The following is an 11,960-nucleotide window of genomic DNA, read 5'->3' as shown; positions in this document are numbered from 1 at the left end:
CGCGGCGCGATGGCTCACATGATCGGCGGCAATGGCGCCGGTGGCGGCGACGAGGGCGGCGCCGAACAACAGTGTATTGCGATTGCTCATGAGCGCTTGAACCCATCCAGACCAAAGAGCGGCCGGGCAAAGACCCCGACCAGGCTGCCACCGAAGGCGGCGGCGAACCAGAGCCAGCCGTGCAGGCTGCCCGAGGCAATGCCGGAGAACAGCGCGCCGATATTGCAGCCAAACGACAGCCGGGCACCATAGCCCATGATCAGTCCGCCGATGATCGCCGCCAGCAACGAGCCCAGTGGCAGCTTGGCCTTGGGCGCAAACTTGCCGGCCAGGGCCGCCGCCAGCGCGGCGCCCAGAATGATGCCGAAGTCCATCACCGAGGTGACATCCTGCAAGACGCTGGAATTGAGCGCCTTGGCCTGGGCCGGCCAGGTCCAGAATTCCCAGCTGGCGACATCGATGCCGACAGCCTGGGCGATCTTGGCGCCCCACAGGCCAAAGCCATAGGTGATCGACCAGGGGTGGCCGGCCACGAGGAGCGTGGCGATATTGAGGAGGGCAAGGGCGAGGCCTGCGCCGACCAGCGGCCAGGGACCATGCAGCAGGCGCTCGATGCCCTTGCGGCTCGTGGCCGGTTCGCGCTCCAGCGACCCATGGCTGCGCCGCTCGATCACAGCCGTGATCGCGGCGACGGCGGCAAGGCCCAGCAGCGTGACGGCCAGGCCGCCCGGCACACCGAGCACGGTGCCCAGGCTCGTTGGCGGCAAGGCGGGCAGCGTCAGCCAATAGGGCAGGTGGGCGGTGCCCAATACCGCGCCGACGATGAAGAAGACCAGCGTCACCAGCATGCGGGCGCTGCCGCCGCCAACGGTGAACAGCGTGCCCGAGCCGCAACCGCCGCCCAATTGCATGCCCAGGCCAAAGAGAGCGGCGCCGAACAGCACGGAGACGCCGACTGGCGCTGTTGCGCCCACCAGGGCCTGGCCGCCAACGCTGCCCATGGCGAGCAGGGGGATGAAGGCAATGGCGGCGACAGCGATCATCAGCATCTGGGCGCGCATGGCGCGGCCGCGCTTTTCAACCACCATGCGGCGCCAGCCGCCGGTGAAGCCGAAGGAGGCGTGATAGAGCGTCGCGCCGAGCAGGCCGCCGATGAGGAACAGCAGCGACTGGCGGGGCGACACCAATTGGCCGATCAGCTGGACGCCGATCACGATCAGCAGGCTCACCACCAGGGCGACGCTCTTGTCCACCGATGGGGCGGGCAATGTCGGCGCGGACCCCGGCGCTGTCGCGGACAGCTGGCTCATCAACGAATCTCCTCAATGCATCAGATGTTTGGTGGCCGAAAAAGTCAGGCGGTGTCCAGGCCTTAAGCCCGGACACCGCCCGTAATCAGGTTGATCGTGAGATATCAGAGGCCGTTGACGACCGGGCGGGATTCGTCGGCAGCCCATTCGGCCATCGAGCCGTCGTACATGCGGGTGTTCTTGTTGCCCTGCACTTCGGACAGGCCGAACCAGACGATGGACGCCCAGTGGCCGGTGTTGCAGAAGGCGATGTTGGCCTCATCGGCGCCCAGGCCCACGCCAGACGCCAGGTTGGCGACGGTGTCGGCGCTGACGAAAGTGGCGTTGTCGGCGCTATAGAGCTGGCCGTTGTCGATGTTGACGGCGCCGGGGATGGTGCCGGGGACGCGCACGACCGGGCTCTTGCCTTCGCCACGATACTGCGCGACCGGACGACCATCGACGAGCTTGGTGCCATTGGCGATGGCGGCTTCGACGTCGGCGGTGGTGGCCAGCAGCTGCTGCTGGAAATTGGCGGTGAACTGGGCGGGCTCAAGCGTGGTGGCGACCTCGGTCACCTCGCCGCCGGCTGCATCCCAGGCGCGCGCGCCGCCATTGAGGATCGACACGGCGTCGTGGCCGAGCACCTTGAAGGTCCAGTAGACGCGGGTGGCGGCGCCGAACTCGGAGGAATTGGTGCCCTGCGAGACGATGACGACATGCTTGTCATTGCTGATGCCCAGGTCGCCGATCAGCTTGGCGGCCACATCGGCGCCGGGGAACTGGGCCGGCACGCCCTGGACTTCCTGGCGCCAGCCCGCGGTGCCATAGGGTGCCGAGATTGCGCCGGGGATATGGGCGGTGGTGTAGGGCAGCACGTTTTCGACGGCATCGCGGACGTCCAGAACCACCAGGCTTTCATTGCCGAGGTGATCCTGCAGCCAGGCGGCGTCGACCAGAGGGGCATCCGTCAGGCGTTCGGCATGGGCGCCGCCAACCAGCGCAGCGAAACCAACAACCGCCACGGCGGCAAACTTTGCGAACTGCATCTTTGAACTCCAGAACCAGTGTTGCCGCAATCCTAGGACAGGGGGGACGGCGCTGTCTGGCGATGGCTTATCCATTATCGGGCCGGAGGGGGATAAACTTGCCGCGCGGACCAGACAGGGGAGCATCGTATTCTCGACTCCCGGAATCGAGTCAGCAGACGGTGAATCCGCAAACTGCTGCAATGCACTGACAGACCAGCACAAATGGCGGTGACGCTGACGTCAGGCCAGCTCGTATTCATCGGCAAAAGCCGAGGAGAGCTGCGCGGCGAAGCGGGCGGCGGCGACGGGCAGGGTGCGCCCCTTGAGCTGGCCCATGTACAAAATGCCGGCGGGCACGTCGCGGGTGTCGAGCGGGGTGGAGATCACCATGCCGCCGGTCTTGGCCAGCGACAGGCCGATGGGGATCTGGAACGACACCAGATGTTCCTGGGCAGCGTAGTGGCGCAGGAAATCGAAGCTGTCCGATTCAATCATGGGCGTCAGCGCGCGCGCGGTGCGCAAGGCGGCCAGCTCCATCAGATTGCGCACGCCATAGGGTAGGGTCGGCAGGGCAATGGGGTAGTTGAGGCAATCACCCAGCCTGAGGGTTTGCTTGTCGGCCAGCGGGTGGTTGCGGGCCATCACGGCATGCACGGGCTGGCGCACGCTGATGATGGTGTGGAATTCGGCCATGCGCACGGGCTCGAAGACGATGGCGATGTCGGCGGTGTGGTCGGCCAGCGCCCGTTCCGCCGCCTCGCGGTCGCGCACATGTACGCCAAAGCTCACATTGGGATGGGCCTGGCGATAGTGCGCGATCTGGCTGGGCAGGAAATAGGGCACCAGCGCCTGGCTGCAGGCAATCGAGACATGGCCGCGGCGAACGCCGGAGAGGTCGGCGATCTGCGAGCGCACCCGGTCCATGTCGCTGAGCTGGTTGCGGAGGGAGTGGATCAGGATTTCCCCGGCGCTGCTGAGGCGCACGCCGCGCGGCAGGCGCTCGAAGATCGGCGCGCCCAGCTCTTCCTCGAGGTCGAGAATGCGCCGGTTGAGCGCTGTCGAGGTGATCGAGAGCGCCTCGGCGGCCTTGCGGATGGAGCCGGCCTTGGCCACGGCGACGATATAGCGGGCCGATGTCAGGTAGCGCATGGCGGTCTCCGGGCACTGGGATTGGACTGCTGCATTTTTTGCAGCACTCAAGCCAAAAGATAGCACCAGACATGCGCACTAACATCTGAAATCGTCGGCCTCGGAATAACAGTGCGGGTCGAAGCGCGGGCCTTGGGGGCACCGCCCGATCTGTGGACGCAGCAGTTTTCCGCCAGCTGGAGGCAGAGACAATGATCGATGACCGTCAATTCAATCGCCGTGGGTTCCTGAAGTCGGGCGCAAGCCTGGTGGGTCTGGCGGCCGCGGGCAGCCTGCTGCCGCTGTCGGCCGCACGCGCCGCGCCGCTCACGGTGGGCTTCATCTATGTCGGGGCCAAGGATGACTTTGGCTACAACCAGGCCCATGCCGAAGGCGCCGCGGCGCTCAAGGCCATCGAGGGCGTGACCCTGGTCGAGGAAGAAAACGTCCCCGAGACGGTCGATGTGCAAAAGACCATGGAGAGCATGATCAATTTTGATGGTGCGAGCCTGATCTTCCCGACCTCCTTCGGCTATTTCGACCCCCATATCCTGGCCATGGCGCCGAAATACCCCGATGTCCGCTTCCAGCATGCCGGTGGCATGTGGAGCGCCGACAAGCATCCGATGAATGTCGGCTCGTATTTCGGCTACATCGGCATGGGCCAGTATCTGAACGGCATTGCCGCCGGCCATGCCACCAAAACCAAGAAGATCGGCTTTGTCGCGGCCAAGCCCATTCCGCAGGTGCTGCTCAACATCAACTCGTTCCTGCTGGGTGCGCGCTCGGTTGATCCCACCATCACCTGCCAGGTGATCTTCACCGGCGAATGGTCGATGGCAGTCAAGGAAGCCGAGGCGGTCAATGCGCTGGCCGACCAGGGCGCTGACGTCGTCACCTGCCATGTCGATGGCCCCAAGGTGGTGATGGAAACCGGCGCCGGTCGCGGCATGTTCCTGTGCGGCTATCACGCCAGCCAGGCCTCGCTGGCGCCGGACAAATATCTCACCGGCGCGGAATGGAACTGGGCGCAGGTCTATACCGAGATGGTCAACACCATGCTGGCGGGCGAGACCATTCCCAATTTCGTGCGCGGCGGGCTGGCCCAGGGCTTCATCAAGATGAGCCCGCTGGGTCCGGCGGTGTCGGCCGAGGCGCGCGCCCAGTTCGAGGCTACCCAGGCTGAGATCATGAAGGGCGGCTTTGCCGCCATCAAGGGCCCGCTCAAGGACAACAAGGGCAATGTGATCGCCACCGAAGGCCAGAGTTTCGCCGAAGACGATGTCGCGCTCGAGAGCATGGACTATCTCGTCGAGGGCGTCGTCGGGTCGATCTCGTAACGCCATGGACACGGGCACTCCACAGGGCCTGTCTTCCAGCAGCACGGCAGGGGCATCCGCTCCTGCCGGGCCATCCCTGGCGGCCGTGATGCGGCGCAGCGAGGCGGTGGCCCTGCCGCTGCTGGCGCTGCTTGCGGGCCTCGCGGCCTTCGGCGTCTTCCTGCTGCTGCTGGGCAAGTCGCCCATCGAATTCTACGGCTATGTGTACCAGGCCGGGTTCGGCTCGGCCTTCTCCTGGGAGAACACGCTGTCGCGGGCAGCGCCGCTGCTCTTGGCCGCACTCTGCGTGGCGATCCCGGCCCGGCTGGGCCTGGTGGTGATCGGGGGCGAGGGCGCGATTGTGCTCGGCGGCGTTGCGGCCGGGGTCACCGGCGCCAGCTTTCCGGGTCTTGGCATCGGCGGCATTGCCCTGATGGCTGTGGCTGGGGCGCTGACCGGCGCCTTGTGGATCGGCGCCGTGGGCTGGATGCGCGTGCGGCGCGGCGTCAACGAGACCATATCGAGCCTCTTGATGGCCTACATCGCCATCGCGCTGATGAACCATTTCGTCGAAAGCGTGTTCCGCGATCCGGCAAGTCTGAACAAACCATCCACCGCCCCGCTGGAGGAAGCCTATCGGCTGGCCGACATGCCGGGCATGGCGGTGCATTGGGGGCTGGGCATCGGCCTGGTCGCCTGTATCGTCAGCTATATCGTGATGGAGCGCACCACCTGGGGCTTTGCCGCCCGCATCGTCGGCGGCAATGTGCGGGCGGCGCAGATCCAGGGCCTGCCGACGGGGCGGCTCGTGCTGGGCTTCACCGCTCTGGCCGGCGGCTTTGCCGGGCTGGCCGGCATGGTCGAGGTCAGCGCCGTGCACGGTTCGGCCAATGGCTCGCTGGCGGCGGGCTATGGCTATACCGGCATCCTGATCGCCTTCCTCGCCCGCCACAACGCCCTGGCCATCATCCCGGTGGCGGTGCTGCTGGCCGGCTTCGAGGCCTCCAGTGGTCTCGTCCAGCGGCGACTGGATCTGCCCGATGCCACCATGCTGGTGCTGCAAGGGCTGGTGTTCGTGGCGATCCTCGTCAGCGAGACGCTGGTGGGCCGCTTCCGCCTGTTCAAACCAGAAACATGGGTGCGCGCATGAACGGCCTCGACATCGGCTGGTGGGGCGTGCCCATCGCCATCATTGGCGGCGCGATCCGCGTCTCCACCCCCTTTATCTTCGTCAGCCTGGGCGAATGCCTGACCGAGCGGTCTGGCCGCATCAATCTGGGCCTCGAGGGCACGCTGGTGTTCGGCGCCATGGCTGGCTATGCCGTGGCCTTCCATACCGGTTCGCCCTGGGCCGGGGTGGCCGCAGCCGCCCTGGCCGGCATGCTCTTTGGCCTGCTGCATGGCTGGCTGTGCAGCCTGCCCAAGGTCAATGACATCGCCGTGGGCATTGCGCTGATGCTGTTCGGAACCGGCATCGCGTTCTTTTTCGGCAAGCCCTATATCCAGCCCGTGGCGCCGGACCTGCCGGCCATTCCTTTGGGCTGGTGGACTGATATTCCCCAGCTCGAGGCGGCGCTGCGCGTCAATGTGCTGTTCGTGATCGGCGCGATCCTGGCCTTTGCCATGGCCTGGATGTTCAAGGCGACGCGCGTCGGGCTGATCGTGCGGGTGGTCGGCGACAGCACCGATGCGGCGCGGGCCATGGGGCTTGATCCCAATTGGGTGCGGCTGTGGTCGACCGCCGCTGGTGGCGCGCTGGCGGGCATCGGCGGGGCTTATCTCTCGCTCTATTATCCCGGCAGCTGGAACGAGGGCATTTCCTCCGGTCAGGGCCTGATGGCCGTGGCGCTGGTGATCTTTGCCCGCTGGAATCCGATCAATTGCCTGTGGGCCGCGCTGCTGTTCGGCGGCGCCGGGGCGCTGGGGCCGGCCCTGCAGTCGGTCGGCGTTTCGGAAGGCTATTACCTCTTTTTCGCGGCGCCCTATGTGCTGACGCTGGGGCTGCTGGTGGCAACCAGTTCTCCCACCCAGGCCATTTCCGGCGCGCCGGGCGAACTCAGCATTACCAAATAGGAGCGGCACCATGCCCACCATCGCGGCAGACCCCTATAACTGGCCCTATAATGGCGATCTGCGGCCCGAGAATACGGCGCTTGTGATCATCGACATGCAGACCGATTTCTGCGGGGAGGGCGGCTATGTCGACTCCATGGGCTATGACCTGAGCCTCACCCGCGCGCCGATCGAACCGATCAAGGCGCTGCTGGCGGTGATGCGCGAAAAGGGCTTCCACATCATCCACACCCGCGAGGGGCATCGGCCTGATCTGGCCGACCTGCCGGCCAACAAGCGCTGGCGCTCGCGCCAGATGGGGGCGGGGATCGGCGACCCCGGTCCCTGCGGCAAGATCCTGATCCGCGGCGAGCCGGGCTGGGAGATCATCGACGAGCTGGCGCCGCTGCCTGGCGAAGCCATCATCGACAAACCGGGCAAGGGCAGTTTTTACGCGACCGACCTTGATCTGCTGCTGCGCAACTGCGGCATCGAGAACCTGCTGCTCACCGGCATCACCACCGATGTGTGCGTCCACACCACCATGCGCGAGGCCAATGATCGCGGCTATGAATGCGTGCTGGTCGAGGATTGCTGCGGCGCCACCGATCCGGGCAATCACGCGGCGGCCATCCATATGGTCAAGATGCAGGGCGGCGTCTTCGGCTCGGTGAGCAATAGCGCCGCCGTCATCGAGGCCCTGAGATGAGTGCCCTCGATCAGCCGGATTCGGCGCCCATCGGCGTCGAGACTGTCGGAATGACGATGAAATTCGGGGCCTTCGTCGCCCTCGATAACGTATCGATTCAAGTACGCCCCGGCACATTCCATGCCCTGCTGGGCGAGAATGGCGCCGGCAAATCGACGCTGGTCAAATGCATGATGGGCTTTTACCACCCGACATCGGGCCAGCTCATCGTCGGCGACCGCGAGGTCAGCATTGACGATCCCCGTGCTGCCCATGCCCATGGGCTGGGCATGGTCTATCAGCATTTTACCCTGGTGCCGTCGCTGACGGGGGCGGAAAATCTCGTCATCAACCGGCCTGACGTGCCGGCGGTGATCGACTGGGCCGATGAGCGCGGCGCGCTGGCCGACTTCATGGCCACCATGCCGTTTGCCGTGCCGCTCGATGTGCCGGTCAGCCGGCTGTCGGCGGGCGAAAAGCAGAAGCTCGAACTGCTCAAGCAACTCTATCTCGGGCGCAAGTTCCTGATCCTGGACGAACCCACCTCGGTGCTGACGCCAGCGGAAGCCGACGAATTGCTCGGCATGGTGCGGCAGATGACCGTCCAGGCCGGACTGACCGTGCTGATGATCACCCACAAGTTCCGCGAAGTGACCGCCTATGCCGACGAGGTCTCGGTGCTGCGGCGGGGCCGCTATGTTGGCGGCGGCAAGGTTTCTGACCTGAGCCATGCCGATATGGCGGCGCTAATGATCGGCGAAAAGACGCTGTCGCAGAAGGCTGCGCGCAGCGGCGTGCCGGGCGACGCCGTGCTCAGCCTGCGCGGCGTGCAGGCGGTGGACCGCTCCGGGCTCAAGCAGATCAGCCTCGACAGTCTCGACGTCCGTGCCGGCGAGATCGTCGGCGTGGCCGGGGTGTCGGGCAATGGCCAGACCGAGCTGATGGAGCTTTTGGCCGGCCAGCGGCCCTATCAGGCCGGCGCGATCGCAGTCAAAGGCCAGCCCTATGACGCCAGCCGCACCCAGGCGCGTGCGGCCAATGTGCGCTATCTGCCCGAGGAGCCGCTGCACAATGCCTGTGCCCCGCGCATGAGCGTGGCGCAGAACATGGCTTTTCGCGATTTTGACGAGGACGGGCAGGGCAAGCCGCGCTTCTGGCTCGACACCGGCGCCATGCGCGCCAAGGCGCGCGACCTGGTCGCCGCCTACAACGTCAAGACCACCTCGATCGACAGCCCGATTGCCGCGCTGTCGGGCGGCAATGTGCAGCGCGCCGTGCTGGCGCGCGAGCTGACGGGGCAGGTGGATCTGCTGGTGATTTCCAACCCCTGCTTCGGGCTGGATTTTTCGGCGGTGGCCGAAATCCGGGCCCGCATCATGGCCGCGCGCAATTCGGGAACGGCAGTGTTACTGATCAGCGAGGATCTCGATGAAATCCTTGAACTATCGGACCGGGTGCTGGTGATGTCGGAAGGACGCATTGCCTTCGAGACGCCCATCGGCGCCGCCGACATTGGCGAAATCGGCCAACACATGGCGGGGCACGCATGAGCCTACTTTCCGCACGTCCCTTTGCCATCGACATCGATCCGGCACGCACGGCGCTGATCGTCATCGACATGCAGCGCGATTTCGTCGAGCCGGGTGGCTTTGGCGCGAGTCTCGGCAATGATGTCACCCTGCTGCAGGCGATCATCCCCACGGTCGGCCGACTGATTGCCGGGTTCCGCGCGGCGGGTGTCACCGTGATCCACACGCGCGAATGCCACGCTCCGGACCTGTCCGATTGTCCGCCGGCCAAGCGCAACCGGGGCAATCCGGCGCTGCGCATCGGCGATGCCGGTCCGATGGGCCGCATTCTGGTGGCCGGGGAGCCCGGCGCCGACATCGTGCCGGAGCTGGCGCCGATTGCCGGCGAGATCGTCATCGACAAGCCGGGCAAGGGGGCCTTCTACGCCACCGAGCTGGGCACAATCCTCGCCGATCGCGATATTCGCCAGCTGGTGTTTGCCGGGGTCACCACGGAGGTCTGCGTGCAGACCAGCATGCGCGAGGCCAATGACCGGGGCTTTGAGTGCGTGCTGGCGACCGATGCCACCGAAAGCTATTTCCCCGCCTTCAAGCGGGCGACGCTGGAGATGATCGCGGCGCAGGGTGGCATTGTCGGCTGGCTGGCGACCACCGACGAGATTGTGAGTGCCCTGCATGGCGCCTAGCATTACCCATCCCGGCTTTCTGGCCGGCGCCTGGCGGGACTTGCCCTTCGAGCCTTTCCATCCCGGGGTCGAGATCTGCCGCCTGCATGATGAGGGCGAGGGCGGGGCGGTGGCCCTGCTGCGCTATGCCAAGGGCGCCAGCGTGCCGCGCCACCTGCACCAGGGCATCGAGACGATCCTCGTGCTCGATGGCGGCCAGAGCGATGATGCCGGCAGCTATGGCGCGGGCGCGCTGGTCATCAACCCCACCGACACATCCCATGCCGTCGCCTCGGCGCAGGGCTGCGTCGTGCTGATCATCTGGGCCAAGCCGGTCCGGATGCTGACTTCCTGACTGTATGACCTTCTGAACTGCAAGGACTTTGCCTATGTCTGCCATTGCCCTGACGCTGCCCAGCCTGCGTGCCGCCTATGCGGCGGGGACATCGCCCCGCGAGATTGTCGAACAGGTGTTCGCCGGCATAGCCGCTGTCGCCGATCCGGCCATCTTCATCCATCTGCTGGACAAGGCCGAGGTGTTGGCGGCGGCCGATGCACTGGGCGCCTATGATCCCACGCGGCCGCTCTGGGGCGTGCCCTATGTCATCAAGGACAATATCGACGCCGCTGGCAAGCCGACCACGGCGGCCTGTCCGGCCTATGAATATGTCGCCGCCGAGGATGCCTTTGTCGTCGCGCAATTGCGGGCGGCCGGCGCGCTTTTGATCGGCAAGACCAATCTCGACCAGTTCGCCACCGGCCTGGTCGGCGTGCGTTCGCCCTATGGCGTGCCGCGCAATTCCATCGACCCGGCCATCGTGCCGGGCGGTTCGTCGGGCGGGTCGGGCGTGGCCGTGGGCCATGGGCTGGTGACGTTTTCGCTCGGCACCGACACGGCGGGCTCGGGCCGTGTGCCGGCGGCGCTCAACAATATCGTGGGACTGAAGCCGACGCTGGGCACGCTTTCGGCCTCGGGCGTGGTGCCGGCGTGCCGGACGCTCGATACCATCTCGATCTTCGCGCTGACCGTGGCCGATGCCTATGCGGTGTTCTCCGTGGCCAACGCCTATGACGCCGCCGATGCCTATGCGCGGCGCTTTCCGACGCGGGCGCTGACGGCGGCGCCGGCTCGGCTGCGGGTGGGTATTCCCGATGCCGGCAGCATCGAGTTCTTCGGCGACCGCGTGCAGGCAGACTCCTTTGCGCGCAGTGTCGATGCGCTGCGGCAATTGGGGGCCGAGATCGTCGAGATCGATTTTGCCCCGCTCTATGCCGTCGCCCGCATGCTCTATGAGGGCGCCTGGGTGGCCGAGCGCTATACGGTGATCGATGATCTGCTCAAGACCAATCCCGACGCCATCCACCCGGTGACCCGCAAGATCATCACGGCGGCCGAACAGCTCAGCGCCGCCGATGCCTTCCGGGGCATCTATCGCCTGGCCGAGCTCAAGCGCCTGGCCGAGCCGGCGCTGGCTGGGGTGGACCTGCTCTGCGTGCCGACTATTCCGACCTTCTATTCGGTGGCTGATCTCGAGGCCGATCCCATCGGGCCCAATTCGCGGCTGGGCACCTATACCAATTTCGTCAATCTGCTCGATATGTGCGGCATTGCCGTGCCAGCGGCGCGGCGCAGCGATGGCCGGCCGGGCAGCGTGACCCTGTTGGCCCCGGCGGGCGCCGATGGGCTGGTGGCCGCCGTGGCCCAAGGGCTGGAGCGGCATTTCCCGCACAATCTTGGCGCCACGGCCTGGGCCTTTGCCGAGGCGGCGCCGGTGGCGCCTGCCGTCGAGGCCGACGAGATGGAGATCGCCGTCTGCGGCGCGCATATGACCGGCCTGCCGCTCAATGGTCAGCTGACCAGCCGCAAGGGCCGCTTTCTGCGCGCGGTCGAGAGTGCGCCGGAATATCGCTTCTATGCGCTGGCCGGTGGCCCGCCCAAGCGGCCGGGCATGGTGCGGGTGTCTTCGGGCGGCAGCGCCATCAAGATGGAGATCTGGGCCTTGCCCCGCGCCGCTTTCGGAGACTTTGTCGCCGGCATCCCGTCACCGCTCGGTATCGGATCGGTGGTGCTGGCCGATGGCAGCAGCGTCAAGGGTTTCATCTGCGAGGCCATCGGCGCCGAGGGCGCCACGGATATCTCTCATCTGGGCGATTGGCGGGCTTTCCTGGCGCAGCAGGCGTAACATCAGCGTAACGCAAGCGTTACGCTGGCGTTACGTATTTCTCTGGACATGAAAAAGGGGAGAGGGCTTAGGCCCG

General features: G+C 66.1%; 11 protein-coding genes. 8 read left to right on the top strand and 3 right to left on the bottom strand.

Annotated features, from left to right (window positions below; all coding sequences use genetic code 11):
- Window positions 1-86 precede the first annotated feature (86 nt).
- The 3 genes from K1177_RS07540 to K1177_RS07530 all read right to left on the bottom strand — a co-directional run bounded on the left by K1177_RS07540 (window position 87) and on the right by K1177_RS07530 (window position 3,469).
- Complete coding sequence (locus tag K1177_RS07540) at window positions 87-1,310, bottom strand: YeeE/YedE family protein (protein ID WP_224702672.1); 1,224 nt, start codon at window positions 1,308-1,310, stop codon at window positions 87-89.
- Window positions 1,311-1,414: 104 nt separating this feature from the next.
- A complete protein-coding gene (locus K1177_RS07535; RefSeq protein WP_224702671.1) occupies window positions 1,415-2,338 on the bottom strand; it encodes a sulfurtransferase in 924 nt (307 codons plus the stop codon).
- 222 nt (window positions 2,339-2,560) lie between these two features.
- Window positions 2,561-3,469: a LysR family transcriptional regulator gene (locus tag K1177_RS07530; RefSeq protein ID WP_224702670.1), complete on the bottom strand. Its 909-nt coding sequence runs from the start codon at window positions 3,467-3,469 to the stop codon at window positions 2,561-2,563.
- Between the two features lie 191 nt (window positions 3,470-3,660).
- On the opposite strand from K1177_RS07530, the gene K1177_RS07525 reads away from it, so the two are divergent.
- The 8 genes from K1177_RS07525 to atzF are packed head-to-tail and all read left to right on the top strand — an operon-like array spanning window position 3,661 to window position 11,884.
- Complete coding sequence (locus K1177_RS07525; RefSeq protein WP_224702669.1) at window positions 3,661-4,788, top strand: BMP family ABC transporter substrate-binding protein; 1,128 nt, start codon at window positions 3,661-3,663, stop codon at window positions 4,786-4,788.
- 4 nt (window positions 4,789-4,792) lie between these two features.
- The gene (locus K1177_RS07520) at window positions 4,793-5,917 is read left to right on the top strand and encodes an ABC transporter permease (protein ID WP_224702668.1); all 1,125 of its coding nucleotides are present in this window, start codon (window positions 4,793-4,795) and stop codon (window positions 5,915-5,917) included.
- Window positions 5,914-6,840: an ABC transporter permease gene (locus K1177_RS07515; protein WP_224702667.1), complete on the top strand. Its 927-nt coding sequence runs from the start codon at window positions 5,914-5,916 to the stop codon at window positions 6,838-6,840. The genes K1177_RS07520 and K1177_RS07515 overlap by 4 nt, the downstream gene beginning before the upstream one ends.
- 10 nt (window positions 6,841-6,850) lie before the next feature.
- On the top strand, window positions 6,851-7,528 hold the full coding sequence (gene biuH / locus K1177_RS07510; RefSeq protein WP_224702666.1) for a biuret amidohydrolase: 678 nt from the start codon (window positions 6,851-6,853) through the stop codon (window positions 7,526-7,528).
- Window positions 7,525-9,057, top strand: a complete 1,533-nt coding sequence (locus K1177_RS07505) for an ABC transporter ATP-binding protein (protein WP_224702665.1) — start codon at window positions 7,525-7,527, stop codon at window positions 9,055-9,057. Before biuH ends, K1177_RS07505 begins: the two co-directional genes overlap by 4 nt.
- Window positions 9,054-9,722, top strand: coding sequence for a cysteine hydrolase family protein (locus tag K1177_RS07500; RefSeq protein WP_224702664.1), 669 nt, complete (start codon window positions 9,054-9,056; stop codon window positions 9,720-9,722). Before K1177_RS07505 ends, K1177_RS07500 begins: the two co-directional genes overlap by 4 nt.
- On the top strand, window positions 9,712-10,056 hold the full coding sequence (locus K1177_RS07495) for a cupin domain-containing protein (RefSeq protein WP_224702663.1): 345 nt from the start codon (window positions 9,712-9,714) through the stop codon (window positions 10,054-10,056). The genes K1177_RS07500 and K1177_RS07495 overlap by 11 nt, the downstream gene beginning before the upstream one ends.
- A gap of 34 nt (window positions 10,057-10,090) precedes the next feature.
- Window positions 10,091-11,884 carry an allophanate hydrolase gene (gene atzF, locus K1177_RS07490; RefSeq protein ID WP_224702662.1) on the top strand — a complete coding sequence of 598 codons (1,794 nt, stop codon included), beginning with the start codon at window positions 10,091-10,093 and terminating at the stop codon, window positions 11,882-11,884.
- Window positions 11,885-11,960: the final 76 nt, after the last annotated feature.

Origin of the sequence: Devosia aquimaris (genome assembly GCF_020169335.1) — a bacterium.
Lineage (GTDB): Bacteria > Pseudomonadota > Alphaproteobacteria > Rhizobiales > Devosiaceae > Devosia > Devosia aquimaris.
This window is presented reverse-complemented; position numbering and strand designations above follow the sequence as displayed.

Excerpts from the sequence above, each read along its gene's own strand:
- K1177_RS07540 (WP_224702672.1), bottom strand. The coding sequence starts at position 1,310 with ATGAGCCAGCTGTCCGCGACAGCGCCGGGGTCCGCGCCGACATTGCCC.
- K1177_RS07535 (WP_224702671.1), bottom strand. The coding sequence starts at position 2,338 with ATGCAGTTCGCAAAGTTTGCCGCCGTGGCGGTTGTTGGTTTCGCTGCG.
- K1177_RS07530 (WP_224702670.1), bottom strand. The coding sequence starts at position 3,469 with ATGCGCTACCTGACATCGGCCCGCTATATCGTCGCCGTGGCCAAGGCC.
- K1177_RS07525 (WP_224702669.1), top strand. The coding sequence starts at position 3,661 with ATGATCGATGACCGTCAATTCAATCGCCGTGGGTTCCTGAAGTCGGGC.
- K1177_RS07520 (WP_224702668.1), top strand. The coding sequence starts at position 4,793 with ATGGACACGGGCACTCCACAGGGCCTGTCTTCCAGCAGCACGGCAGGG.
- K1177_RS07515 (WP_224702667.1), top strand. The coding sequence starts at position 5,914 with ATGAACGGCCTCGACATCGGCTGGTGGGGCGTGCCCATCGCCATCATT.
- biuH (WP_224702666.1), top strand. The coding sequence starts at position 6,851 with ATGCCCACCATCGCGGCAGACCCCTATAACTGGCCCTATAATGGCGAT.
- K1177_RS07505 (WP_224702665.1), top strand. The coding sequence starts at position 7,525 with ATGAGTGCCCTCGATCAGCCGGATTCGGCGCCCATCGGCGTCGAGACT.
- K1177_RS07500 (WP_224702664.1), top strand. The coding sequence starts at position 9,054 with ATGAGCCTACTTTCCGCACGTCCCTTTGCCATCGACATCGATCCGGCA.
- K1177_RS07495 (WP_224702663.1), top strand. The coding sequence starts at position 9,712 with ATGGCGCCTAGCATTACCCATCCCGGCTTTCTGGCCGGCGCCTGGCGG.
- atzF (WP_224702662.1), top strand. The coding sequence starts at position 10,091 with ATGTCTGCCATTGCCCTGACGCTGCCCAGCCTGCGTGCCGCCTATGCG.